Origin of the sequence: Dolichospermum sp. UHCC 0352, assembly GCF_009711925.1 — a bacterium.
GTDB lineage: Bacteria > Cyanobacteriota > Cyanobacteriia > Cyanobacteriales > Nostocaceae > Dolichospermum > Dolichospermum lemmermannii.
Genome location: NZ_VIKY01000220.1, coordinates 1 through 25,114, shown reverse-complemented (window position 1 = coordinate 25,114; position 25,114 = coordinate 1). Strand labels below are relative to the sequence as shown.

24 protein-coding genes, 1 tRNA gene and 1 pseudogene are annotated in these 25,114 nt (G+C 38.1%); 18 read left to right on the top strand and 8 right to left on the bottom strand.

Going from position 1 to position 25,114, the window contains the following annotated elements; translation table 11 throughout:
* The first annotated feature begins 8 nt into the window (after nt 1-8).
* The 17 genes and pseudogenes from FJR06_RS15570 (at nt 9) to FJR06_RS15490 (ending at nt 15,706) form a co-directional block, all read left to right on the top strand.
* Complete coding sequence (locus FJR06_RS15570; protein ID WP_168651758.1) at nt 9-884, top strand: class I SAM-dependent methyltransferase; 876 nt, start codon at nt 9-11, stop codon at nt 882-884.
* Nucleotides 885-897: 13 nt separating this feature from the next.
* Nucleotides 898-1,914 (top strand): glycosyltransferase family 2 protein, encoded by a 1,017-nt coding sequence (locus FJR06_RS15565; RefSeq protein WP_168651757.1) that lies wholly within the window; start codon nt 898-900, stop codon nt 1,912-1,914.
* 638 nt (nt 1,915-2,552) lie between these two features.
* On the top strand, nt 2,553-3,614 hold the full coding sequence (locus tag FJR06_RS15560; RefSeq protein WP_254434437.1) for a glycosyltransferase: 1,062 nt from the start codon (nt 2,553-2,555) through the stop codon (nt 3,612-3,614).
* A 258-nt stretch (nt 3,615-3,872) separates the two neighbouring features.
* Nucleotides 3,873-4,931 carry a glycosyltransferase family 4 protein gene (locus FJR06_RS15555; protein ID WP_168651755.1) on the top strand — a complete coding sequence of 353 codons (1,059 nt, stop codon included), beginning with the start codon at nt 3,873-3,875 and terminating at the stop codon, nt 4,929-4,931.
* Nucleotides 4,932-4,941: 10 nt separating this feature from the next.
* Nucleotides 4,942-6,312 (top strand): O-antigen ligase, encoded by a 1,371-nt coding sequence (locus tag FJR06_RS15550; protein ID WP_168651754.1) that lies wholly within the window; start codon nt 4,942-4,944, stop codon nt 6,310-6,312.
* On the top strand, nt 6,309-7,499 hold the full coding sequence (locus tag FJR06_RS15545) for a glycosyltransferase (RefSeq protein ID WP_168651753.1): 1,191 nt from the start codon (nt 6,309-6,311) through the stop codon (nt 7,497-7,499). Before FJR06_RS15550 ends, FJR06_RS15545 begins: the two co-directional genes overlap by 4 nt.
* A gap of 11 nt (nt 7,500-7,510) precedes the next feature.
* Nucleotides 7,511-7,912: a Uma2 family endonuclease gene (locus FJR06_RS15540; RefSeq protein WP_168651752.1), complete on the top strand. Its 402-nt coding sequence runs from the start codon at nt 7,511-7,513 to the stop codon at nt 7,910-7,912.
* Between the two features lie 217 nt (nt 7,913-8,129).
* Nucleotides 8,130-8,942, top strand: a complete 813-nt coding sequence (locus FJR06_RS15535; RefSeq protein WP_168651751.1) for a Uma2 family endonuclease — start codon at nt 8,130-8,132, stop codon at nt 8,940-8,942.
* A complete protein-coding gene (locus tag FJR06_RS15530; protein ID WP_371724115.1) occupies nt 8,943-9,248 on the top strand; it encodes a hypothetical protein in 306 nt (101 codons plus the stop codon). It begins immediately after the preceding gene.
* Nucleotides 9,249-9,493: 245 nt separating this feature from the next.
* The gene (locus FJR06_RS15525; RefSeq protein WP_168651750.1) at nt 9,494-10,138 is read left to right on the top strand and encodes a bifunctional 2-polyprenyl-6-hydroxyphenol methylase/3-demethylubiquinol 3-O-methyltransferase UbiG; all 645 of its coding nucleotides are present in this window, start codon (nt 9,494-9,496) and stop codon (nt 10,136-10,138) included.
* A 26-nt stretch (nt 10,139-10,164) separates the two neighbouring features.
* Nucleotides 10,165-10,947, top strand: a complete 783-nt coding sequence (locus tag FJR06_RS15520) for a glycosyltransferase family 2 protein (RefSeq protein WP_168651749.1) — start codon at nt 10,165-10,167, stop codon at nt 10,945-10,947.
* Between the two features lie 5 nt (nt 10,948-10,952).
* A complete protein-coding gene (locus FJR06_RS15515; protein WP_015080520.1) occupies nt 10,953-11,213 on the top strand; it encodes a DUF2281 domain-containing protein in 261 nt (86 codons plus the stop codon).
* Nucleotides 11,210-11,596, top strand: coding sequence for a type II toxin-antitoxin system VapC family toxin (locus FJR06_RS15510; RefSeq protein WP_168651748.1), 387 nt, complete (start codon nt 11,210-11,212; stop codon nt 11,594-11,596). The genes FJR06_RS15515 and FJR06_RS15510 overlap by 4 nt, the downstream gene beginning before the upstream one ends.
* Before the next feature lie 203 nt (nt 11,597-11,799).
* Nucleotides 11,800-11,979 (top strand): annotated as a pseudogene (locus tag FJR06_RS24420) (glycosyltransferase family 2 protein); the annotation flags it as partial.
* Between the two features lie 12 nt (nt 11,980-11,991).
* Nucleotides 11,992-12,627, top strand: coding sequence for a YdcF family protein (locus FJR06_RS15500; RefSeq protein ID WP_015080522.1), 636 nt, complete (start codon nt 11,992-11,994; stop codon nt 12,625-12,627).
* Complete coding sequence (locus tag FJR06_RS15495) at nt 12,575-13,150, top strand: WcaF family extracellular polysaccharide biosynthesis acetyltransferase (protein ID WP_168651747.1); 576 nt, start codon at nt 12,575-12,577, stop codon at nt 13,148-13,150. Before FJR06_RS15500 ends, FJR06_RS15495 begins: the two co-directional genes overlap by 53 nt.
* A 312-nt stretch (nt 13,151-13,462) precedes the next feature.
* Nucleotides 13,463-15,706, top strand: a complete 2,244-nt coding sequence (locus FJR06_RS15490; protein ID WP_168651746.1) for a polysaccharide biosynthesis tyrosine autokinase — start codon at nt 13,463-13,465, stop codon at nt 15,704-15,706.
* Nucleotides 15,707-16,211: 505 nt separating this feature from the next.
* Here the strand turns inward: FJR06_RS15490 and FJR06_RS15485 are convergent.
* The 5 genes from FJR06_RS15485 to lipB form a co-directional block, all read right to left on the bottom strand.
* A tRNA-Leu gene (locus FJR06_RS15485) sits at nt 16,212-16,295 on the bottom strand.
* A 65-nt stretch (nt 16,296-16,360) separates the two neighbouring features.
* Complete coding sequence (locus FJR06_RS15480) at nt 16,361-17,458, bottom strand: alpha-hydroxy acid oxidase (RefSeq protein WP_168651745.1); 1,098 nt, start codon at nt 17,456-17,458, stop codon at nt 16,361-16,363.
* Between the two features lie 23 nt (nt 17,459-17,481).
* Entirely contained in the window at nt 17,482-18,357 is an 876-nt protein-coding gene (locus FJR06_RS15475) for a M48 family metallopeptidase (RefSeq protein WP_015080526.1), read from the bottom strand.
* A 127-nt stretch (nt 18,358-18,484) separates the two neighbouring features.
* On the bottom strand, nt 18,485-19,150 hold the full coding sequence (gene msrA / locus FJR06_RS15470; protein ID WP_168651744.1) for a peptide-methionine (S)-S-oxide reductase MsrA: 666 nt from the start codon (nt 19,148-19,150) through the stop codon (nt 18,485-18,487).
* Nucleotides 19,151-19,297: 147 nt separating this feature from the next.
* On the bottom strand, nt 19,298-19,993 hold the full coding sequence (gene lipB, locus FJR06_RS15465; protein WP_168651743.1) for a lipoyl(octanoyl) transferase LipB: 696 nt from the start codon (nt 19,991-19,993) through the stop codon (nt 19,298-19,300).
* Between the two features lie 933 nt (nt 19,994-20,926).
* Here lipB and hpf point away from each other — a divergent pair.
* Nucleotides 20,927-21,562, top strand: coding sequence for a ribosome hibernation-promoting factor, HPF/YfiA family (hpf, locus tag FJR06_RS15460; RefSeq protein WP_015080529.1), 636 nt, complete (start codon nt 20,927-20,929; stop codon nt 21,560-21,562).
* Between the two features lie 49 nt (nt 21,563-21,611).
* On the opposite strand, the gene FJR06_RS15455 is transcribed toward hpf, so the two are convergent.
* The 3 genes from FJR06_RS15455 to FJR06_RS15445 form a co-directional block, all read right to left on the bottom strand.
* Entirely contained in the window at nt 21,612-22,070 is a 459-nt protein-coding gene (locus tag FJR06_RS15455) for a peroxiredoxin (protein WP_015080530.1), read from the bottom strand.
* 24 nt (nt 22,071-22,094) lie between these two features.
* Nucleotides 22,095-22,658 carry a PEP-CTERM sorting domain-containing protein gene (locus FJR06_RS15450; protein WP_148279051.1) on the bottom strand — a complete coding sequence of 188 codons (564 nt, stop codon included), beginning with the start codon at nt 22,656-22,658 and terminating at the stop codon, nt 22,095-22,097.
* 86 nt (nt 22,659-22,744) lie between these two features.
* Nucleotides 22,745-24,829, bottom strand: coding sequence for a cadherin domain-containing protein (locus FJR06_RS15445; RefSeq protein WP_168651742.1), 2,085 nt, complete (start codon nt 24,827-24,829; stop codon nt 22,745-22,747).
* Between the last annotated feature and the right edge of the window lie 285 nt (nt 24,830-25,114).

The window sequence follows — 25,114 nt, the reverse complement described above, 5'->3', positions numbered from 1 at the left end:
ATATGAAAATGAATAAAACATCATTTATTCCAGAATTGAAAAACTTTATTGTCTCAACTTCAGAAAAATGTTTTTCTGAAATAGGAGAAGAATTAAAACAAAATTCTCTAAATTTAGAACAATTAAAATTAATTGATTACATGAGATATGCTGAGTTTTCTGCAATTTATACTCGGCTATCTCTAAAACCAGGTCAACGTGTTCTTGATGTCAGCAGCCCTCAGTGGTTTAGTATCTTTTTAGCTCACCAGTATCCTCTTGTTCATTTTGACTATATTAATATCATAGATAGTGAAATTGAACTTTACAGAAAAATTTGCGATATTTGTGGAATTTCCAATATTCAATATCATCGTGAAGATGTACGTTGTTTATCATTTAATGACCATATTTTTGATAAAGTAGTTACTATTTCTGTTTTAGAGCATATCTACCCAGAGAAAGATGGAGACGTAAAAGCACTAACTGAAATCAAGCGTGTGTTGAAGCCTGAAGGAGATATATTATTAACGGTTCCCTATAAAGAAAAAGGCAACATTGTTTATATTGATGGTTCAGTTTACGAAAGAGAATCTCAAGATAAAAACTTTTTTGCTCGAGAATATGATCAAGAAATGTTTAATCGGATGGTTGAAAATAGCGGATTTATTTGCCGAGATATTACTTATATTTGCGAAAAACCTGGCGTTTTATCTTTAGACTATTACCAATGGGGACCTGGTAAACTATTTTGGTATGCAAAATATATCTGTAAGTTTAAGCAAATTCTTGAAAAGATTGTAGGTCATTCTTTTGATGAAATCCTAGCTCGACGTTATCTTTTTATTTCTGATAAAATTATTCATCGAGTTGTTAATGTTGCCGCAGTTTTAGAATCAAATTAAGAATATACACATCATGAGCAATTTTCCTGTAAGTAATAAAATTGGCTGGCCTTGGTCTTGTGCGAGTTCAGTTGATTCTAATTTTTCATCGCTCAATCTAGAATATCCCAAAATCACAGTTGTTACTCCTAACTATAACTATGGTCACTTTCTGGAAGAAACTATTCGTTCAGTGTTACTTCAAGGTTATCCCAACTTAGAATACATAATAATTGATGGAGGTAGTACAGACAATTCTGTTGAAATTATCAAAAAGTATGAATCTTATCTTACTTACTGGGAAAGTAAACCAGACAGGGGACAAACTCATGCTATCAATAAAGGCTTAGAAAGAGCAACTGGTGAAATTTTTAATTGGATTAATTCTGATGATATTTTAATGCCAGGTGCTTTGCTGGCTATTGCCCAGGGCATTCAAGGTTATGATGCTTTCGGAGGTGTGGTCAATAATTTCGATGAAGAAGGCAATCAAGTAAAAATTTTTACACAAAATATTACACCTGAAGGTTTATTGACTAGATTTATATTTACAAATAAACCGAGCAAAAAAGATACTGTTTATCATCAACCAGCATTTTGGTTTAAGACTCAGTTATTAAAAAATATTGGTAATTTCAACGAAAATTTACAAATTCAATTTGACTTTGACCGAGTAGTTAGATATGTACATCATTATCCTCACGTTAATTATTCTAACCAAGTATTAGTTAATTTTAGATGTCATCAAGAACAAAAGACCGCCCCGAGTAAGGTAAAACAAGAAGGTCAATATATTGTGCAAAGTCTTCTTGATGAACCAGAATATCAAAATTTACATAAACCTGCTAAATTCTGGCTAGAGCGGTTACTATGGTATGAAAATCTAGCTAAAATTCATCAACAACCGAAAACAAATCGAATTTTAAAAGTGTTAAAAGTACTCATTCTATCATGCAAAAATCCCCAAGTTTATTGGACGAGATATACATTTGGTAGTATTCGTCAATTATTAATTAAGGCATTTCATTTCTCTTCAAGCATAACAGAATAAAGAAGCAATATATCTCGATGAATTTTATTCACTCTATCCTTTAAATATCGCTAAAATTATGATTTCATACCATCATGCTTCCTAATTTTATTGGTATCGGCTCTCCAAAATCTGCTACGACTTGTATTTTTAAAGTCCTTAATCAATATCCCAAAATTTACATTCCTTCAGCCAAGGAATTACATTTTTTTACCGATGACAATCTGAATTCAAGCATCAAGGAATATGAAGATTACTTTACTGATGTGGATGTTGACAAACAGGTTCTTCCGTACCTGTCATGCCAAATATGAGTTTATTTACCCCATAACCCATATAAATAAAGGGTTTCATTGTTTTTGATGCCAAATTTATAAGGAAAATGCCGAAAACCCTTGAAGGTGGGGCTGACTCAGGAAGCCACACCTGGGCTTTAGACAAGGGATGAAGGCTAGTTGCAGGATTTATCCTGCATTGACGTTAAATGAATTAACGTAAAATCCTTACATTATAAGGATTTTAGGGTTTGACAAAATTATTTAGCATAGTAAGTACCGAAGAACCGACAAACATAAAGCTATTATATTTTTATGTTAAAGATCATCTCCTATATCCACCCCATCCGTACCTACTTACCCTGCACAGGTGTAGGAAGGTATATGAATAACATCCTGCTGCGATTATCATCGCAGGAAAATATATACTTAGAATTGCTCTGTTCCCAGCAATGGTTACAAGCTGATGGCAAGCTTGATCGACGTTCCCCTTTAAGAGATATACCTTTAAAAACTTTCCCATTGCCAGAGAACCTAACAGAAAGAGTGTGGAAATTAGCTCAGTTTCCCAAAATGGATAAATACCTTCCTGCAAACACAGATTGGTTATTTGCACCAATGGAAACTTATATTCCAGTTTCACGCTGTCCCGTAGCCGTTACAATCCACGATATTCAAGCATTTGAGACTGATTTACCTTGGTCAAATACTCGTGAACATCGTTGGTTTCGTTATAAATGGAGTCAGTGGATTTATAAGGCTTTGGCTAATTATAGGGTAATTTTTACCGTCTCCGAATTTTCTAAACACCAGATGGTTGAATTACTGGGGGCAGATGCAAATAAAATAGTGGTTGTGGGCAATGGTGTAGAACAATCTTTTTATGATATTGCCTCAATTGACCTCTTGAAGCTAGAAAGACCTGTAAATAATCCGTATACTTTCATTATTGGTGGTTTAAGATTGAGAAAAGGTGCAGATTTTGTCCTAGATGTCGCTAAAGGTTTACTAGATGCAAATTCTGATATAGAGATTGTCGTTGCTGGAGATTCTGAACCAGAATATGTTGCAGCAGCTAAAGATTTACCTAATGTAAAACTATTAGGAATAGTACCAGATAATGATTTACCTCGGCTGATGCGTTGTGCTTCCTCACTGTTGTTTCTTTCCCATTATGAAGGTTTTGGCATTCCGGCAATAGAAGCAATGGCAGCAGGAACTCCCCCCATAGTCAGTAACCGTGGTTCTTTACCAGAAGTTGTGGGGACAGCAGGTATTGTTGTTGAACCAGAAGATACAGCAGCCATTGTTGATATACTGATCCAACTTGAGGAAAATTCACAACTGCGACAAGATTATAGCCAGCGGGGAAAAGAACACGCAAAACAGTATACTTGGTCACGCTGTGTTGATATTCTTCAGAGAGCATTTTATGAGTATAGGTAGGTAAAATATATGGTATCGGCAACAGAAGCTCGTTTTATTCAATTTGGTTGTGGACAAAGTAATGGGTTATAAGTATTACATAATAATAACTCTTGCACAATTGTTTCTGTGGTACGATAGGAGGTTTTAGGTTTTATGTATTTTTGGTGTTATTGGCGATCGCAAATAACACCATAGCTGTGTAACTCTAACTTTTATCTAAAAAAACACAGCCTTTGATCATAACATAAAATTAATTTTGCAAGAGGTCTATTATTCATGATCAGAGTTATTTTTTGCTGGTCTGATATTTCTGGTTACATGACAGCTTGCTGGCGAGCATTACAAGCTATGCCTGAAATTGAGCTATTTGTCATTGCTTTTCAAGCTCGTACTCAAACTGCTTTTGCTGATGAATTAATGCAGGGTATTCCTCACCGTCTTCTAGATTTACAGGAAAGGGATAAACCAGAATTAATAGAGCAATTAGTCAGTCAACAAAATCCTGATGTATTGGTTTTATGTGGGTGGTTTCATTCACCCTATCGTCAATTGGCTTTTTCATCTCAATTGCGCCATATAAAATTCATTATGTGTATGGATACTACCTGGTGGGGTACTTGGAAGCAATATTTAACTCGTTGGCTGCTGCGCTCTTATTTACAGAGAATGGCTCATGTAGTTGTGACTGGAGAGCGGAGTTGGCAATATGCTAGACGTTTAGGAATACCTTTAAAAGACATTTCTTTGGGTTTGTATTGTATAGATTATCAAACTTTTTCCCCTCTTTTAGCAGCAAGAAACCAGTCATCCTGGCCACGTTCATTTTTGTTTGTAGGAAGATATAGCCACGATAAAGCAATAAATATTTTAGTAGAAGCATATCAACAATATCGCCAAGAAGTTGAAGACCCTTGGAATTTAATTTGTTGCGGTAAAGGTGAATTAGAATCACATTTGCAAGGACAACCAGGTATTGAAAACAGAGGTTTTGTGCAACCCAGCGAAATGAAAGATATTTGGCTCAATGCCGGTGCTTTTTTATTTCCTAGTCGTTTTGAAAATTGGGGATGTGCATTAGTTGAAGCCGCTGCTTCTGGTTTACCTGTTATTTGCACTCAAGTATGTGGTTCATCAGTAGAAGTCATCCGTTCTGGATACAACGGAATAATTATTCCTGCTAATGATGCTCAAGCCTTAGCCCAAGCTTTACTCAAGATACATAATAATTATAATGATTTGCCAATATGGGGACAACGCGCCCAGAGCTTTGCAGAACCTTATGGAGCAGAAATATGGGCAGAACGTTGGTTAACCATCATCAAATCTGTACAGTAAATAAACATCTATGGATTTTGTCAATCAACTAGTTGGTTTTATTACCACACCCTTGGGTTTGATGCTGCTAGGTGGCGGTTCGTTTATGCTTATGAAAGCTAACCAACGTAGCCCCCGCTTAGGCTGGTTTCTGGTAGCTATCTTTGGTTTTGCTGCTTCCTTAAGTAAATTTGCAAATGAATATATCAAAGAAGCCCCACCGCTAGTTTTTCCCCTCCAGCAAATTCGTGAAGTTGGACGACCATTAACGATAGTTTTGCTGGTGTTATTAATATTTATTGCTTTTAAGTCCCAAAATATTTGGCGACAAAAAATCATACCCCAGCCCATTATTTATCTGATCTTAGTTCAAAGTGTAATTTTCTTCAAAATATTAGTTTATGGGAATCAAGGTTTTGCTTTTTTAAGTGCTGCTACCTTTGGGGGATTAGTGTTAATGGTGATTTTGGGTCCATCAAGATGGCTTCAGAATGAAGAGAATTTTCAACTAGGGGTATGGGCGATCGCAATGGTAGGGGTGATATTTGGTGTTGCTAATGGTTATCAGGCATTAATTGACAAATATGCCATTACATTCATTCATGGCTGGTTTTTGGGGACTACGGGCAATCCTCATCACGCAGCCATTTTGATTACTGCTACTATACCTGCCTTCTTATTCCTATTCTTTCATAATGAAAAACATTCGTGGATGAAGTGGATCTGGGTAGGGTTTTTAGCTTTAGCAATCTTTGGCTTATTGATGACCGCATCTCGCACAGGTACAATTGTGGCTGTTGTTTCAGTGCTGATTTTTTTCCGCCGTCGAGGTGGAAATTTATTGCAAATAGTATTGATTTTCGCAGTAATTGCAGCATTTGTTCTACCCTCCCTCAGTCCCACAGATCTAGATACACCAGGACTATTATCCGCAACCTCTTCCAAGTGGTCTAACTTAGACACTAGTACCCGTGACGGGGTTTGGAGTGGCTATTGGGGACTATTTCTAAAGTATCCCCTATTTGGAGAGCCTTTTGTAGGCGATCGCCTGCGCTTTGGTGAAAGTTCATGGCTGGGTGTATTGGGAAGCATGGGTTTAGTTGGTGCGATACCAATGTTTATGTTTGGTTGGACCAGTTTACAAATGATATTCAAGCTGGATCATCTCTCGAAAATTAGACCAGATTATTATCTAAAATGTAGTGTAGTTATGGCTGGGTTGCTTTCTTTGTTAGTTGGTGGTGTATCAGAAGCCTATCTATTAGGTAATTTGACATTCTCACTGCTTGCGGTTTTTTTATATCTTGTCCTCGGTAACTATTTGATTGAATTTGCACAACGAGAGTATAATTACTCAATCTCTCAGTATTACCACAATCATAAGCTTTCATTTAAATCATGAAGATTCTTCATGTCATTCCTTCCGTCGGTTCACACCGTGGAGGAGCAAGCCAAGCCGTCTTGGAAATGCTGCAATCTCTAAAAAATACCAAAGTTAACGTAGAATTAGTAACGACTAATGACAACGGAAATGATTTGCTGAATGTTCCATTATGTCAATTAACTCAGTATCAAGAAATTCCTACTAGGTTCTTCCCCCGCTTCTCTCCCCAAGTCTCTTTTGTTCGGGAGTTTGCCTTTTCTTGGGAGTTAACGAAATGGCTGTGGAAACATATTCATGAATATGATTTAGTACATATTCATGCTTTATTTTCCTATGCCTCAACTGTGGCAATGATAATTGCTAGATTTCAGCAAGTACCTTATATTAATCAACCGCATGGTTTACTGTGTGAATGGTCTTTACAACAGAGTCAACTGAAAAAAAAGATATATTTATCACTGATAGAAAAAAGTAATCTTCAACATAGTCATATTTTACAACTAACTTCCACAAAGGAAGTTCAAGAAGTTGAACTTTTAGGGTTAGGAGTTCCACCCGTTGTTATGCCATTAGGACTACAAATTCCGGCAGATATTCCCCAAGCTCGTCAAAAATTACGGGAAATGTTTAACATACCTCCAGAGCAAACAATTATCTTATTTATGTCACGGTTACATTATAAAAAGGGATTAGATTATCTAATTCCGGCTCTGAGTAAAGTAAAAAGTAAAGAGTTTACATTCATCTTAGCAGGTAATGGCTCTCCAGATTATGAAACCGAAATCAGTGAAATATTGATTAATAATCAACTTGATCATTGCACCCATCGTCCTGGATTTGTGACAGGTGAAATGAAAGATACTTTACTACAAGGATCTGATATATTTGTTCTGACTTCTCATTCTGAAAATTTTGGAGTTGTTGTACTCGAAGCAATGGCAGCAGGTCTAACTACTATTGTCACTCCTGGTGTAGCTTTAGCTTCTATGATCCAGGAGAATGATGTTGGTTACGTTCCCCAATTAGATATTGTAGAAATTACCAGCGTGATTGAACATTGTCTGAATCATCCTCAAAAATCTAAAGAAATGGGCGATCGCGCCCGGCAGTTTATATTAGAAAATTATACATGGGATAGGATAGCCCTAAAAATGATTTCAGTGTATCAAAATCTAATTAACTTTTCAAATTCCTCTAATTCTTAGAGAGGGTTAGGGTGGGTTCATATTTCAAAAATGAATGTATAATAAAACAACCTTATGGCAAATGGTATTTTTATGAGCAAATTTTAAGAATTCCTGTATATGTAATTTTCCATCCCCAAACAGGGACATTAGGTGTTTACCATTTAGTAGACGGTAAATATGAACAACAATCCCCAGATGAAAATAAGCGATTTTATTTAGAATCCTTAAACCTATTTCTAGGTGTATGGATCGGAAAAAAAGCGGAAATGGAAACCTCTTGGTTACGTTGGTGGGATAAATCAGGAAATTTATTACTTTGGGGAGGTGAATTAGTAGCACAAGAACGTCAAAGGGCTGAGGAAGCTGAACAAAAAGCTGCTAAATTAACTGAAAAACTTCAATCTATGGGGATTAATTCCGAGGAGATTTAGTAACCCTCAAGTTTAAATTTTCAGAATTTCTTAGATCATCCTCAATCAGCTAAAAAAAATGGGCGATTCCTAGGTCGCGCTTCGCTATCGCGCTCGTCAGTTTATATTGAATAATTATACATGGGATAAAATAGCATTAAAAATGGTTTCAGTGTATGAAGATATAATTTTTATATCCCCGACTTCTTGTTAAGATGAAACACAGGAGATAGTCATCATGTATCAAAGTGAAGCACCTCCGCACAAAAACCTGCCCACCATGTATGATTTACCCAGTGAGGATATTAATGAAGAATTAGACTCCACAATTCATCCCCGTCCACCATGGGAAACCATGCCAACCATGTATGACTTACCTAGTGAAAATCCAGAGAAGCCAGGGTTGCCAGACGAATTTCATGACTTTCAACCGCAATTATTACGGGAAACCTGTCAATCTCCCGTTTATCCCAGGGAGGAAATGTTCATTGGTACAGATTTAAACTTATACTATGATCCTCGCCATTATTCATGGTATAAAAGACCAGATTGGTTTTTAGTGTTAGGAGTGCCTGCTTCTGAAAAACAGGAGGATATGCGCTGGAGTTATGTGATTTGGCAAGAAGGATTATCTCCATTTTTAATAGTAGAATTATTATCACCAGGTACGGAAGCAGAAGATTTAGGACAAACATTAAGAAGCGCGAATAAACCGCCGACAAAATGGCAGGCTTATGAACAGTATTTGCGATCGCCATATTATGTTATTTTCGATAGATATGAAAATCGTCTCCGAGTATTTCAACTATTTGGGACAAAATATCAAGCAGTGGAACTGTTAGAACCAAAATTCTGGTTTCCTGAGTTGGAATTAGGAGTAGGAGTTTGGGCGGGAAAATATCAAGGTACAGAAGGTTTGTGGCTACGTTGGTATAATCAAGATGGTGATTGGATTCCTACTTTTGCCGAAAGAGCAGAACAGGAGAAACAACGGGCAGACAAATTAGCTGAAAAATTGCGGGCTTTGGGAGTCAATTTAGATGAGATCTAAATAAAATTAACTGAAAAAAGCATTTCTGCAGGTATGCCAAAAGCGGAAAATTGGCATGAACAACTATTGTTACAAATGGCAGAAATTGGTGGAGAAAATCGTCCTCCTTTATGGCAAGGTTCACTATTATTACAATTAAATGATTCTCGCAAATTTAGACACTTAGCACGTCATAATTATAATCTGCAACTGCGAAAAGAAAGAGTATTAGAACTAGCCAAGCAAACAGAAGTAATTGTAGCAAAAATCCCAGCAGCGATCGCTCTTTTTAATCAATGGTTAGAATCTCCAGTAAAAGACTTGTAAGTTACCGAAACCAAGAATCCAGTTTACTTCAGGGGACTGAAAATTAATCTTTAGTCTACTTCAGTAGACTTGAGCTATTAGACAGGGAATTAATTCCCTGGCGGATTATGGGATAATCAGAAAGATGTGAATAAAAGACAAACATAAACCATCATAGCAAAAATCCCAGCAGCGATCGCTATTTTTAATCAATGGTTAGAATCTCCAGTAAAAGACCTAACTTACCAAATGATCTATTCAAACAAATGACTAACACACCTAACCAATACGAATATTCTTATCAAGATAGTCAAGCTGGACATCATCATGGTTATTTGCTAAAACCACTTATGGAAATGATGTCAGAAATGCTACCCCCCCCCAATAAACAAAAACCTCGGATTTTAGATATTGGCTGTGGTAATGGTAGTTTAAGCAATTTCCTAGCACAGCAGGGTTATGAGGTTGTTGGTGTTGAAGAATCTGAATCAGGTGTAAAATTGGCTAATCAAACTTTTCCCAATTGTCACTTTATTCAAGGTAGCATTTACGATTTACCATATTCTGAACTAGGAAACAACTTTGATATTGTGATTTCTATTGAGGTAATTGAGCATTTATTTTATCCTAAAGAATTAGTCAGAAGCGCTAAAAAACTCCTCAAACCCAATGGTCGTTTAATACTTACCACACCCTATCATGGTTATCTAAAAAACTTAGTTATGGCTGCTACAGGGAAAATGGACAACCATTTTACCGCTCTTTGGGATGGTGGTCATATCAAATTCTTTTCTGTACCAACTATGACGGATTTACTTAAATCAGAGAACTGTACAAATATCAAGTTTAAGTTTGCGGGTAGATTTCCCTACCTTTGGAAAAGTATGTTGTGTTCTAGTACCATTGTCTAATCACAAGAATTTATTTGAATATCCTAATGTTAGAAGAAATTACTCCCCTCATCCTTACCTATAACGAAGAAAATAATATTAACCGTACCCTGGAAAAACTTAAATGGGCAAGTAAAATCATTGTTATTGACAGTTATAGCACAGATACAACATTAGAAATTTTGTCTTCCTACCCTCAATTAGAAGTATTTTCTAGGAAATTTGATTCCTTCGCTAGTCAATGCAATTATGGACTGTCAAAAATTACATCAGAATGGGTACTATCTCTAGATGCAGATTATATATTAACCGATGATTTAATTCGGGAAATTACATCTTTGCCAATAGAGTCAGATATAAATAGTTATAGTGTCAGGTTCAAATACTGTGTTTTTGGTAAACCCTTACGTGGTACTTTGCTTCCACCCCGCAAAGTCCTTTATAAAAGAGAAAAAGCAATTTATCAAGATGATGGACACGCTCATAAAGTGATTGTACAAGGTAAATCCAGTCAACTATCAGCATACATCCACCACGACGATCGCAAACCATTGAGTCGTTGGTTATGGGCGCAAGATCGTTATATGGTAATTGAAAGTAAAAAACTTCTAGAAACACCAGAGCATGAACTTAGTATAGGCGATCGCCTTCGTAAACGCAAAATCCTCGCACCTTTAATAATCTTCATCTATTGTCTCATCCTCAAAGGTGCTATTCTCGATGGTTGGCATGGATGGTATTATACATTTCAGAGAGTATTGGCAGAAATATTGCTGAGTATACATATAATAGAAGCAGAGAAAATAGATATTGAGCGAACCCAAAAATAAAAAACATGAACCCCGACGGTAATATGACAACCCAAATCATCCCTAAGCCAGAGATACTACTCAACAAGATCCAAGCACTTCCTCCCGAACAGCTTCAGCAAATTGAAGACTTCATTGAGTTCCTTAGCCAAAAATATGTCCACCCACACATTAAAGACATTATTCCCCAACCACCTCGGATTCTTGGACTCCAAAAAGGCAAAGGATGGATGAGCGAAGACTTTAACAATCCCCTCCCGGATGAATTTTGGCTAGGTGAAGAATGAATCTATTGCTAGATACCCATTCTTTCATTTGGTGCGGCATCTGTCCAGATAAACTTTCTACAAAAGCCAGTAGCCTGATTTTAGACCGAAGCAATATCCTTTTCCTGAGTATAGCCAGCATCTGGGAAATGCAAATTAAACTCCAGTTGGGTAAACTCCGCTTTGATATGACCTTATCCGAACTGTTAGCCGTCCAGCAGCAGATTAATGACATCCAATTGCTGCCTCTTGAATTAGCCCATATTTGGACTTTAGGTAGCCTTCCCCCCCACCATCGAGATCCCTTTGATCGGATGCTCATAGCTCAGTCCATAGCCAGCCAAATGCCAATTCTCAGTGTAGATTCTGCCTTCGACAGCTACTCAATCCAAAGATTGTGGTAGACACAATAATTTGATCAGATTTTCCCTGTCGAGGTTTATTGTTGAGCGAATGAATCTTTCCAATTAGATACTTGCTTTAAAGTTTTTCTTGGGAAATGCGATAGCGTATCCCTGACGGGACTCGTTCGCATAGCGTTCCGAAGGAATAGAGATAGCGCGACCTAGAAATCGCCTAAATAAGATCATAACAGAAATCTAAATTAATCAGCGATCGCATCCGCAAAAAGAAAGTTTTAGCACCTTTAATAATTTTAGTCTATTGTCTGATTATCAAAGGTGGTATTCTTGACGGTTGGCATGGTTGGTATTATACATTTCAGCGAGTATTGGCAGAAATTCTCCTCAGCATACATATAATTGAAGCAGAGAAATTGAAACTTTAAGTAATATCTCTAATGAAATTGTTGCATTGCAAAATTGCAAAGTATGTAGTTTTTGCCTCCACAGGCTTGATCATGATATTTCTAAGTATTATACCCATCCGAATAGCGATCGCTTCCTACCAAGCCCCCTATCCCCAAGTTATCTTTACCCTTGGTGGTAGTCCGGATCGGGAAAGATTTACCGCAGAATTTGCTCAAAACCATCCCAATTTAGATATTTGGATCTCTAGTGGCGCTCCCCCAGCCCAAGCTTTTTCCATTTTCCAAGCTGTAGCTATTCCCACTTATCGCATTCACCTTGACTACCGTGCTGTTGACACTGTTACTAATTTTACTACGCTCGTTAAAGATTTCCAACAGCGCCATATTCAACATATTTACTTAATTACCTCTGCCTTTCATCTGCCCAGAGCTAAAACTATTGCTACCTTAGTTTTAGGAAGTCAAGGTATTACTTTTACTCCTATCTCTATCCCTTCTCCACAACCTAGAGAATCTATACTTCGCATTGTTCGTGATAGTGGACGTTCCCTGTTGTGGATTGTCTCAGGTCGGACAGGAGCCAGCTTTAACCCACGTTTTCGCCCCCCATTTTATGCGTTTAGACAATTACACAGTCGGCAGCTACACACCCGGAGCGCCATATAGTCAACAACTTTTATGGTACTTTATTGGCTCACCATTAGTTGAAAGTTATTGGCTACCTATCTCATCTATAAAAGTTTCGATACTGAGGCTTTTTGGAGCTAGTATCGGCAAAGGTGTGAATATCAAGCCTGGAGTCCGCATTAAGTTTCCCTGGCGCTTGACCATTGGTAATCATGTTTGGATTGGAGAAAATACCTGGATTGACAATCTAGCAACCGTAGTCATCGAAAATCATGTGTGTTTATCCCAAGGCGTTTATCTTTGTACTGGTAATCATGACTGGAATCACCCCAATTTTAAACTGATTCCTGCCCCCATTCATATCCAAGAAGGTAGTTGGATAGCAGCAAAATCAGTCATTGGGCCTGGTGTCACCATTGGTAGGGGAGCAGTTTTAGCATTAGGTAGTGTCACAGGTAGATCCTTAGAAGCTAGTATCATCTACTCAGGAAATCCGGCTCAACCAATCAAAAAAAGGACAGAATGGGAAGATGTTGTGTCTCCCACCACCAAAAATGAATAGTTGCAAAAATTAGTATATAAAAAAATACTGTCTGTTTTGGCAATATATACAAATACTGGATGAGTAAGAGTATAATGTGCAAATACATTGTTTTTGGTATTCCAGAAGCTTAAAATAGTGGCATGACCTAATTATCTCTAAGTTTATACAAAATCTCAGGCATGAAAATTATACCAAGGTTTGGTTTATGACAAATTCCATTTAAGTATATCTTCCAGCTTAATTGAGTTGTGGAATTAACAAATAGCAATTTCTTCACAATAGTAAAAACGTTTATATATCATTCCCTTACCACTTACACAATAGAAATCAATGCTTAATAAGCAAATTACAAACCAGACCAATTCTATCAATAGCATCATTCCTACATCTGGATCATTTCCAGATTCTACATTTTCTCAGTTTGCTGAACAGGAACAGTCTGATGGTCTAAGTTTTAAGAGCTTTTTTGAACTTTTACAACGCCGAGCGATTATCATTGTAGCGGTTATTTCTGCTGGTATGACTGGTGTTACTTATTCAACACTGAATCAAGAACCTATATATCAAGGAAACTTTCAAATCTTAGTTGAACCTGTTAATAATGATGATCAAGTAGGGAAAATAAACCTGGAGGTAGAATCTACTTTTTCTAAACCTGGACTAGATTACGAAAGTCAAATTCAAGTTCTCAAAAGTTCAGAACTGCTAGAACCAATTATTAAAACATTGCAACAATCATATCCTGAAATTACCTATAATTCCCTTGTTTCAAGTTTAAATATTCGTCGTGTTGGAACAACAAAAATCATCGAAATCAGCTATCAAAGTAATAATCCTCAAGAAATTCAATTCGTCTTGAATACATTTTCTCAATTCTATTTAAAATACAGCCTAGACAAGCGGCAAACCAAACTAAGTCAAGGCGTTAAATTTGTGAATCAACAACTACCCAATATCCAAAATCGGGTGACACAGTTGCAAAAAGAAATGCAAATATTTCGCCAAAAATACAATTTTATTAGTCCAGAAAGCCAATCTGGAATAATTACTGGAAAACTCCAATCTTTGGCACAACAACGACTATCTGTAAATCAACAGTTAGCCGCTGCTAAAAATAATTATCTGAGATTGCAGACACCAGAAGAACAATTGGCCATTCTCAATGATGCTCCTCTTTACCAACAGTTAATTGCCCAACAGCGCCAATTAGATACTCAAATATCTGGAGAATTAGCTCGATTTCAAACTGATAACCCAGTTATTCAAACCTTACAAGAGAAAAGAAACAATCTCTTACCTATTATCAATGCAGAAGCAAAACGAATTTTGAACACTAGAATAGCTCAAGCGGCTGTTCTCGTTCGGAAAGTAGAAGTAGATAATCAACAACTGACACAAGCAGAACAACAATTACAAAGCGAATTAAAACAACTACCAATTCTCTCTAGACAATACACTGACATTCAACTGAATTTACAACTAGCAAATGAGAGTTTGACGAGGTTTTTAGCTAAACGTGAACAATTACAAATAGACGTAGCACAAACAGAACTACCTTGGGAATTAATCCAAGCATTTACTCTACCAAGATATCCAATTTCCCCAAATGTTCCCCGGAGTTTACTATTGGGATTTGTGGCTAGTTCTTTGTTGGGCATAGGTGCTGCTTTTCTCAGAGAACAGACTGATGATACCTATCACAGTATTGAAAATGTCCAGGATAAGATGGGAGTGCCTTTATTAGGATCTCTTCCCTTTAATAAAAACTTAGTTGGGAGTCGATCTTTCAACCTGAGAAAGAGAGGAAAAGATCAAGAACCAGAAGTAGTTGTAGACCCTCTTATGGTAAGTGATGAATCTAACACTTCTCCTCGTCGTCCTTCCCGATCCAGCTATTATTATGGACAGGGATCATTTTGGGAATCCTTGCAAGTTTTATATAGTAATATTCAACTGCTTAATTCTGATCGACCAATTAAGTCTTTAGTTGTTTCCTCTGCTGTCCCCGGAGATGGTAAAAGTACGGTGGCATTTAGCTTGGCAAAAACAGCCGCGGTCATGGGGAAAAAAGTATTACTTGTAGATTGTGACCTCCGCAAACCCAAGGTTCACAAAATATCAAAATTAAATAATCTGTGGGGAATAACTAGTTTAATTTCTTCAGATATAGATGTAGAGCAAGTAATTCAAAAAGTGCCTGGATTTAATGATTTATCTGTGATTACCGCAGGTCCTGTACCACCCGATCCTGCCCGGTTGCTCTCATCAGATAAAATGAGTCAACTAATGGACTATTTCACCGAGCATTTTGATCTAGTGATTTATGATACTCCTCCTTTGTCAGGATTAGTAGATGCTAGATTGGTAGCAGTTCATACTGATGGTGTGATGCTAGTTGTAAGAATTGATAAAACAGATAAATCAATCGCAAAGCAACTTGTTCATACGCTAAAAGCATCTCCCATCAATTTACTAGGATTAGTAGTCAACGGCGACAAATTCCGAGGACTCGGATATAACTATAATTATAGGTATAGTTCATATTACTATACTAAGAGTCAAGCGGTTAGTTAGGTTTGCTGATAGCGAGGCGTGGCTTAAGCCATGGGTGGGGAAATCTTAACTGTTTCACCTATCTGGATATCCTCAATTTCCTAGATCCGACAAGGAAAAATGCAACTGTTTTGAGACACCATAAACCAAAACTTTGCATTTTTTTGTTCTAAAAATCCACGAAACGCTTTTTAATAAACGGCTTTATACTAAACACGGTTGGGACATGGACTTTTAGGAAATTATGAAAAACCTAAATTTGTAGGGGTTTAGCAGTGCTAAACCCCTACCCACAGAATCAAATGAATAAGCCGTGTTGAGTATAGCTTTATTCAGCCAGCCCTACTTAATTTCGGAATTATACAGCACTTCCCGGTGCTATGAGGTACATATCTAGCGGCTAAGATGCCCCCACCACCTTTGTACATCATAAGAGCGGAAACCGCTGTATTAAGCAAAGAAATATTCACGAGAAACCAGTCACAGACATTATTTCGTATCTGTGACTCGAATTTATTTTTCTAAATGGGCAGGAGGAGAATCGAACTCCTATGACCTCACGGCCGCCGCATTTTGAGTGCGGTGCGTCTACCAATTCCGCCACCCGCCCTTGGGTGTCACTTTTGTAAGTATAGCCTATTTTTTTTAGTTTGGCAAGAGGTAATTAGATTTAATTTAGAAATTTTTTGGTAATTGGCTCACCAAACTAGAATCAATATCCCCCAAACTGGCACAACCACTCAGAGCCATTGCCAAATTTAACTCATCTTGTAGTAAGGAAATGATGTGAGATACGCCAATTTTTCCAGCTACCGCTAATCCCCATAACACCGGACGGCCAATGAGTACGGCTTTAGCACCGTAAGCTAAGGCTTTGAGGATATCTGTACCCCGACGGATACCACCATCCAATAGGACTTCGGCTTTACCGTCTACTGCGGCGATAATATCAGGTAAAGCATCCAAAGAAGCGATCGCTCCATCTAATTGTCTACCACCGTGATTAGAAACTACAATTGCTTGCGCTCCATATTCTACAGCCCGCACAGCATCATCAGCCCGTAAAATTCCTTTCACTACCAAAGGTAGGGGACTCAGAGATTGTAACCATTCCAAATCCTTCCAAGTGACTGCGGGGTTAATTTGTTGAGCAAAATAAGTCAATAAACCAGATTCTCCTGATGCTTGGGGAATGTCCAAACCAGAGATATTAGTTAAATTAGCGGGATGCAAGCCAGGAGGTAAAGTGAACTCATTGCGCTGATCTCGTTCTCTTTTTCCCAACATAGGCGCATCTACAGTCAGACAAATTGCTTTGTATCCTGCGGTGTATGCTCGTTGCACCAAAGCCTGAGTTAAACCCTGATCTTTATGGATGTAAAGCTGAAACCATTGCAAACCATTGGCAACTGTGGCAACTTCTTCTAAACTCTTGGTAGCAAGGGTACTCAACACCATGCCCACACCTGCATCAGCCGCAGCTAAGGCTGTAGCAATTTCTCCTTCTGGATCAGCCAGACATTGAAAAGCCATGGGTGCGATTAATAGGGGTAATTGCAAAGATTCCCCTAAAACCTGGGTAGTGAGGTTAATGTTACTAACATCAACTAACATTTTCGGACGAAGTTTCACTCTTGTAAAAGCAGCGAGATTATCCCGCAAGGTCACTTCATCCCATGCACCACTGCTGTAATAATCAAAAGCCATCTGGGAAAGATGCTCTTTTGCTAGTTGTTCATATCCAAATAAATTAATCGCTGATAAAGAATTCATATCTTGATTGACTCTAGCAAAATCTACCAATTCCTCCATCCACCTTGAGATATAGTTTCACTTTTGTGATTAATGCCGTGATTTTGCACTAATTTTTGGTACTCTTGACTACCTGCCCAACGGTCAATTTCCTTCGCTCGTAATACGGGGACAGGATGACTTAATTGGGCTGTGCGGGCGGATTTGACCATTTCTCCCAATTCCGTTTTACTAATGTCATCATAGGCACGAGCTTGGTCAACAAAGGCATCTAAATTGAGTTGGGGGGCTAAACTGGGAGAACCGCCGGCTAACTTCATTAATACTGACATGACAACTTTCGGATTTTGGGTAGCTAACAAAGCGGCGCGATCGCAGGTAAACTCAGCACAGCGGACCCATTCTAATAATTGTGACTGAATAGCTTGAGCCAAAACAGCACCGACATTTGGGACAATGGCAGCAGCTAAAATCAATAAATTCACAGGTGTTAAATACACGCTATGATCACATTTAAGATGACCTAATTCATGGGCAATTACAGCCTGTATCTCTTCAGGGGTGAGGATTTCAATCAAGGATGTATGAATAACCACAAAAGGCTGTTTACCTCGCATGGCAAAGGTGTAAGCGTTAGGGGCTGGATGTTGACGCACATATAACTGAGGTGGATCAATATCCAGAATTTGACAAGCTTCTAATAATAATTTGTGTAAATCAGGAAGTTGTTTTTCTCCTACTAAAATACTAGAAGCGATATTTTCCACATAGAAAACCTGTTCGGCCATGGGACCGAGCAAATTTCTCACCATCATATCTAAACCGGGAATTTGTTTGAGAGTTTTAGTAGCTTCCAAGTCCAGAGGATGACGGAATGAGTCTGCTTTTAAGCCTGTAAGCGAGGTTTTGAGTAAGGACATAGTATTTAAAGTAAGAGAAAATGTGAATTCTAGTGTTTTTGACATAACAAAACCCAAGATGATCGAGGATTTTGTTGGGTTTCCTTGCGTCAACCCAACCTACGATATGATGTTGATTTCTATGGTTCTAACTAACTTGTGCTTCAGGAATACCTACGGGACAAGCTACGTTAGTACCACCTAAACCACAATAACCACCGGGGTTTTTGGCTAAATATTGCTGATGGTATTCTTCAGCATAATAAAATTCTGGTGCATCTAAAATTTCTGTGGTAATTTTGCCATACCCAGCACTGCTGAGGGCTGGTTGATAAGCGTTCTGTGATGCTGTTGCTAGTTGTTTTTGCTCTTGTGAATAAACGTAAATTCCTGAACGGTATTGAGTACCAGCATCATTCCCTTGACGCATTCCTTGGGTGGGGTTGTGACTTTCCCAGAAAACTTTCAACAGTTGGGAATAAGTAATGATTTTGGGGTCAAACACTACTAATACTACTTCATTGTGACCGGTCATGCCACTACAGACTTCTTGATAGGTGGGGTTGGGTGTGTAACCAGCCGCATATCCTACCGCAGTGGTGTAAACTCCTTCTTGTTGCCAAAATTTGCGTTCTGCTCCCCAAAAACAGCCTAAACCAAACATAGCGGTTTCTAAGCCTTGGGGAAAAGGTGCTTGAAGACGATTTTTATTAACATAATGTTGTACTGATACTCGCATTACTTCTGCGCGTCCTAGTAAGGCTTGCTCAGGTGTAGGTATGGCTGACTTTTTGCCAAATCCGAATATTCCCATGATTTTTAATTTGTATTATGTTTGATTGCTATTCTTTTTTATTGTAAAGATTTTTGCAGCTAGTACACAACGGCGTAAGTCAATCAACCATTAAAAATTTGACAAAAGCTTGTGTAATCTGCTTTTTTAATTTTTAATTTTTAATTTTTAATTCCGCACTGCGGTGCTAGTCGGAGATTTATCAACCTCAAATTCCACACCAAATACTTCTGCAAAACATTGATTGACAAAAGGACGGACTTGGTTACAGGTAATGTCAGGAATCCATGCGGCTAAACTGCTGACTGGTTTATCAATAATACCACAGGGGATAATTTGTTTAAATCCTGTCATGTCTGGACAAACATTTAAGGAAAAACCGTGCATGGTAATCCATTTACTCACTTTTATGCCGATGGCGGCAATCTTGTATCCTTCTAGCCAAACTCCGGTAAAACCAGGAATCCGTTCTCCTTTCAAGTCGTAATTTGCTAAAACGCGAATTAATACTTCCTCAAGTTGACGCAAGTACCAATGCAAGTCTTGACGGTAATGACGTAAGTTTAAAATGGGATAACCTACCAATTGTCCGGGACAATGATAGGTAACTTCGCCGCCTCTTTCAATGCGATGCACATCATAATTACTTTTGTCAAGATTAAATTTAATAAATTCTGGATTCGCTGCTGTCCCCAAGGTGTAGACGGGGGGATGTTCTAGTAGAATTAAGACATCATCTAGTTCTGGATTGTGAATGCGTTCTGCAACGAGCGATCGCTGCCACTGATGAGCGGTTTCATAAGGCATTACGCCAACATTATATAGTAAACAACGGTACGGGGTTAATTGAGTGCTAGGAATCATCAGTGAATAGGTGATAAGCAAGAAAGAGGCAAGAGGTAAGACACCCGATAAGTAAGTGGGCGTTAAAAAATGTAAAAATATAATATAAACCTAACCCCCCAACCCCCTTCCCTGCCAGGGAAGGGGGAGTCAAAGCCTCTCCCCTGGTAGGGGACAGGTTTGGAGAGAGGTTTTATATTTAATTGTGTCAAGCTACTTACCTCTTATTTCCCAAAAATATAACGAACAAATGTCAAGCTATGCAAAGGATCTTAAAGGAACGTCAAGGAAATATATTTTATAAACCACAAGGTGCTAGTTTGAATATATAACCTGAATGGGCGTTGGAAGAAGAGCATTAAGCTAAGACAATACCAGCTAATTTACTGACTGATGGCAACTTAAAAATTTATTTGTATCAATCAGGATCAAATTTCCCAAAATGGTTGTATTCTCTATACAATAGTGAACAAGACTGGGGGACAAGAAAAGGGTTCCTTTTAGGAACTACGGTCAGAAACGGTAAGTTCTACCGAGATTGCCTGTGGAGCGGAAAAACCTCTTAGAAGCCATTCTAAGACCGTGATGAAGCAGGAAGTAAACACTAAGGTTATCGCTGTCCAGATGTGTCTAGACTTTGGTAATTTTGGGTAAGTTTTATAGAACGGCAAGCACTCCTATTTTGGTAAAGTTCCATAGAACTAGGCGTTTAAAAGAAATATATCTCAAAAGGCCTAATTCAATAGTTTTGCTTCAAACAGCCAATTCCTTGGTAAACAGTTGGAAACAAGACGATAAATAGCGCAAACATGACGATGTAAGAAGTGTTAAAAATGCTAAAAGGCAATGTCTTAGGGATAGGTGGCGATTTATGCTGGTGGCAGTGATAGGCCTTACCGCAATTTCTATTCCTAACTGAAAACATCACATATAATATTGAGCGGGAGAGTTTACATGAAGCTTGTCATCCACGGTAAAAATATTGAAATCACTGATGCAATTCGTGAATATGTGCATCAAAAGATTGAAAAGGCAGTTAGTCACTTCCAGAACATCACCAATCAAGTGGATGTCCATTTAAGCGTAGCTCGCAATCCCCGAATAAGTACGAAGCAAGCGGCAGAAGTAACTATTTATGCTAATGGTAGTGTTATCCGTGCGGAAGAAAGCAGCGAAAGCTTATATGCAAGTATTGACCTAGTTGCAGACAAAATTGCTCGGCAATTACGGAAATATAAGGAAAAAAGGCAGGATCATAAAACTCAACCTATATCAACTAACGAAGTAGTAGCACCCGAAACTGTTGCAGCGGATTTAATAGGCGATCGCACCGCTGAATTACCCCAAGAGGTTGTTCGCACCAAATACTTCTCCATGCCACCAATGACATTGGCAGAAGCGCAAGAACAACTGCAACTGGTGGGACATGACTTTTATATGTTTCATAATGCAGAAAGTGGAGAGATTAACGTCATTTATGAACGTAATCACGGCGGTTATGGAGTAATTCAACCTCGTAATAACGGTAACGGCAACGGTAAAAATGGCAAATCTGCTCATGTTGGTGTAGCAGAAAAATCTAGAGTTTAATTATCGAGAGTCAGATCCCCGACTTCTCTGAGAAGTCGGGGATCTTAATTTATGCTGCTAGTTGTTGCAGGGTTTTCAATGCTTCTTCAACGTGGCCTTTAAAGTTCAACATGGAATCAAGTACATACTGAACCACACCATTTTTGTCAATCACATAGGTGACTCGGCCGGGAATAAAACCAAAAGCGGTAGTTGCACCATATTGTTTTCGGACTTTATCACCTTGATCACTTAAAAGTGTAAAAGGTAAATTGTATTTATTTGCAAACTTTTGATGAGAGTCGCTAGAGTCACCACTCACACCAATAACTTCAGCGCCAGCGGCTTGAAATACTGCATATTGATCTCGAAAAGCGCAAGATTCTATAGTACATCCTGGTGTATCATCCTTGGGATAAAAATAGAGAACAACGGATTTTTTACCCCGAAAGTCTGCCAAGCTAACATTTTCGCCGTTTTGGGTAGGTAGACTAAAATTAGGCGCGGTATCTCCAACTTTGATAGACATATTAAAATTATTAATTAGGGAGTGTCAAGATTTAGAATTGTCAGTGTATTTACGTTTAGCCCAAACACCAATACCAAAAAGAATTGTACTACCTAATATTGGTAGGGTATCAGTTTCCCAAGGAACAGCCTGAATTTGAGCATTACTTAGGGTGAGAGTTGATTGACCTGTTGAATCATTAACGTCAACAACCCCAATACCAACATTATAACTTCCCGGTGAAGTGAAGGCATAGTTATAAGTACCATTATTACCAGTTAAGGGTTGAATATTATTGGCAATCGTTACAAAAGCTTGATCTTGATCTGTGCTTGTAAAATCCCAGTTGAAGCTAAACACATCTCCAGAATTGATGTTAGTGAAGGTACTTTTAATGGCTGAACCATATTGATTGTCTGGAATAGCATTTGAAAAATTGTTCGGATCAATACTCAGAAATGCCTCTAAACTATCAGTACCACCACCAGTAATAACCGTATTCAATAAACCTGAGTAAATAACTGTTTTGTTACTACTAACATCTCCAATGGAGTTAAAAGTGTTTAAATTAACTAAGGTGATAGAGTAAGCAGGAGCAGAGATTGCCATGAAACTGATACCAGTGGACAAGGTTATACCGATGGTGATCAGAGGGTTTTTAAGTTGAGTCAACATAGAGGTCCTGATAGAAAATGTTAAAAGACAAAGTTATCAACGTTATTTAACTGGGTGGTAGTGATGTTGTCAATCTGAAGGAAGTTCTTAAATATGGCACTACCGGAAATCCCATCCCGATCAATTTGCAAAAAGGTACTACCAGTATTACTACCTGTTCCCGCTACAAATCTGATGTATTGATCCGCAATAGGATTAGTGCCATTATAACTTATACTACTGATTAATTTAGTAAGAACAATTTTGTCTGCTCCCACAGTAAAATCCGTAATCCGTTGTCCCACATCTCGAAGATCGGTAAATACGAACAAATCATTACCCGCACCTCCGGTAATGGTTTTTGCCCCTGGACCGCCTATAATGTAGTCAGAAACAGCAGTTCCTACAATTGGGTTACGTCCATTGTTAATTGAAGGATTACCAATAATTTCATTGAGATCATTAACACCAATAGTTAATTGTTTTTCATGACTTAACCCCCCTTGGTCTGTGGTTTTGACACGGATGCTGTAACTATTCTTAGTTTCAAAATCGGGAGAAGCATTAATTTTTAGTTGATTGCTACTAATGGTAAAGACATTATTATCCGTGTCTCCTGCACCGTTTACCAGGCTATAACTGAAGGTATTACCCGTATCAATATCCGTGGTACTGAAATCTCCGATTACAGTCAGAAGGGCAACATTTTCGTTAACACTGGTATTACTAAGGATGAGATTTGTTGGGGTTTCGTTAACATTATTAACACCAATAGTTAATTGTTTTTCATAACTTAACCCTCCTTGGTCTGTGGTTTGGACACGGATGTTGTAACTATTCTTAGTTTCAAAATCGGGAGAAGCATTAATTTTTAGTTGATTGCTACTAATGGTAAAGACATTATTATCCGTGTCTCCTGCACCGTTTACCAGGCTATAGGTAAATAATGTGTTACCTGCATCAGGATCTGTGGCGCTGAAATCTCCGATTACAGTGAGAAGAGCAACATTTTCGTTAATACTGTTATTGCTAAGGGTTAGACTTGTTGGGGCTTCGTTAAGATCATTGACCCCAATAGTTAATTGTTTTTCGTAACTTAACCCCCCTTGGTCTGTGGTTTTGACAAGGATGCTGTAACTACTCTTAGTTTCAAAATCGGGAGAAGCATTAATTTTCAGTTGATTACTACTAATAGTAAAGAGATTATTATCAGTGTCTCCCACACCACTTATCAGAGTATAGGTGAAAGTATTACCCGCATCAGGATCTGTGGTGCTGAAATCTTCAACTACAGTCAGAGGGGCGACATTTTCGTTAATATTGGTATTACTAAGGGTTAGATTTGTTGGGGTTTCGTTAACATTGGCAACTTGTATATTCAGTGCAGAGACAGTTAAACCCCTCAGAGTAGTCGTTGCCGGTTCCCCAAAATTATCGTGGGCTGTAATCTGCACCTCATAAATATTATCTTGATTACTATCAATGGGATTTTCAAAATCAGGAATACTATTAAACGTGAGTTGACCCGTTGCGGGATCAAGGGTAAATAAAGATTGATCCACTCCCCCTGTAATAGCAAAGGTTACAGTATCTTGTGGATTAGGGTCAGAAACTGTGAGAATAATATTATTACTATTTTCTAGAAAAGCCCCTGGGGTGGGAATCAGGGGTGCATTATTTACATAATCATCGGTAAAAGCCAAGCCCGATAGATTAGGAATCAGGACAAAATCTGAAGCGGTAACATCTGCTTCGGCTAAAAAATGAAGAGTAGCAAAGGGTTCTAGTTTATCAACACCTATTGCTTGACCGAAATCAAATGCAGGTAAAGCCCCCGCTTCTAAATCGCCAATCCGCCCAACAGTGTTATCTAAAGTACCACCAAAAACGGCGGGAAAGTTTGAGGTAATAACTTCATCAGGGTTAAAAGGATCATCCAAAGATTGTAGAATATTTGGATTCCATTGTATGGAAGACAAAAAACCAATTAATCCGACTGCATCACTACGGAAGTCACCAACTAAAATTTGTGCATAAAAACTGTTTCCAGCCATAACGCTATCAACAGCATCGCTGATAAGACCGTCATTATCAGCAAATAGTTGGATTTTAATACTGAATGCCATAATATTTTCTTCGACTTGTCTAAATGAATTCTGACAATAACTGTACACAACGGTGTCTTGACACTCTGCGGACTGAAGACACCTTAATTTATTGAGGTTTTCGGTTTATCGAGCAAGCCCTAAGTAATAGACATCTCCGGTAAAGATTGTAGAGACGTTCCATGGAACGTCTTTACAATGGTTTCAAACCACGCCCATTTAATTTTCGGAGATAGTCTAATAGGCAGGGAATAATTTCAGGAGTTAAGAGGTTGTTTGAAAAGTTTTAGGTTGTGATTTTAGGCA

Coding starts and splice junctions, on each gene's coding strand:
- FJR06_RS15570 (WP_168651758.1), top strand. CDS start 9: ATGAATAAAACATCATTTATTCCAGAATTGAAAAACTTTATTGTCTCA.
- FJR06_RS15565 (WP_168651757.1), top strand. CDS start 898: ATGAGCAATTTTCCTGTAAGTAATAAAATTGGCTGGCCTTGGTCTTGT.
- FJR06_RS15560 (WP_254434437.1), top strand. CDS start 2,553: ATGAATAACATCCTGCTGCGATTATCATCGCAGGAAAATATATACTTA.
- FJR06_RS15555 (WP_168651755.1), top strand. CDS start 3,873: ATGATCAGAGTTATTTTTTGCTGGTCTGATATTTCTGGTTACATGACA.
- FJR06_RS15550 (WP_168651754.1), top strand. CDS start 4,942: ATGGATTTTGTCAATCAACTAGTTGGTTTTATTACCACACCCTTGGGT.
- FJR06_RS15545 (WP_168651753.1), top strand. CDS start 6,309: ATGAAGATTCTTCATGTCATTCCTTCCGTCGGTTCACACCGTGGAGGA.
- FJR06_RS15535 (WP_168651751.1), top strand. CDS start 8,130: ATGTATCAAAGTGAAGCACCTCCGCACAAAAACCTGCCCACCATGTAT.
- FJR06_RS15525 (WP_168651750.1), top strand. CDS start 9,494: ATGACTAACACACCTAACCAATACGAATATTCTTATCAAGATAGTCAA.
- FJR06_RS15520 (WP_168651749.1), top strand. CDS start 10,165: ATGTTAGAAGAAATTACTCCCCTCATCCTTACCTATAACGAAGAAAAT.
- FJR06_RS15515 (WP_015080520.1), top strand. CDS start 10,953: ATGAACCCCGACGGTAATATGACAACCCAAATCATCCCTAAGCCAGAG.
- FJR06_RS15510 (WP_168651748.1), top strand. CDS start 11,210: ATGAATCTATTGCTAGATACCCATTCTTTCATTTGGTGCGGCATCTGT.
- FJR06_RS15500 (WP_015080522.1), top strand. CDS start 11,992: ATGAAATTGTTGCATTGCAAAATTGCAAAGTATGTAGTTTTTGCCTCC.
- FJR06_RS15495 (WP_168651747.1), top strand. CDS start 12,575: ATGCGTTTAGACAATTACACAGTCGGCAGCTACACACCCGGAGCGCCA.
- FJR06_RS15490 (WP_168651746.1), top strand. CDS start 13,463: ATGCTTAATAAGCAAATTACAAACCAGACCAATTCTATCAATAGCATC.
- FJR06_RS15480 (WP_168651745.1), bottom strand. CDS start 17,458: ATGAATTCTTTATCAGCGATTAATTTATTTGGATATGAACAACTAGCA.
- FJR06_RS15475 (WP_015080526.1), bottom strand. CDS start 18,357: ATGTCCTTACTCAAAACCTCGCTTACAGGCTTAAAAGCAGACTCATTC.
- msrA (WP_168651744.1), bottom strand. CDS start 19,150: ATGGGAATATTCGGATTTGGCAAAAAGTCAGCCATACCTACACCTGAG.
- lipB (WP_168651743.1), bottom strand. CDS start 19,993: ATGATTCCTAGCACTCAATTAACCCCGTACCGTTGTTTACTATATAAT.
- hpf (WP_015080529.1), top strand. CDS start 20,927: ATGAAGCTTGTCATCCACGGTAAAAATATTGAAATCACTGATGCAATT.
- FJR06_RS15455 (WP_015080530.1), bottom strand. CDS start 22,070: ATGTCTATCAAAGTTGGAGATACCGCGCCTAATTTTAGTCTACCTACC.
- FJR06_RS15450 (WP_148279051.1), bottom strand. CDS start 22,658: ATGGCAATCTCTGCTCCTGCTTACTCTATCACCTTAGTTAATTTAAAC.
- FJR06_RS15445 (WP_168651742.1), bottom strand. CDS start 24,829: ATGGCATTCAGTATTAAAATCCAACTATTTGCTGATAATGACGGTCTT.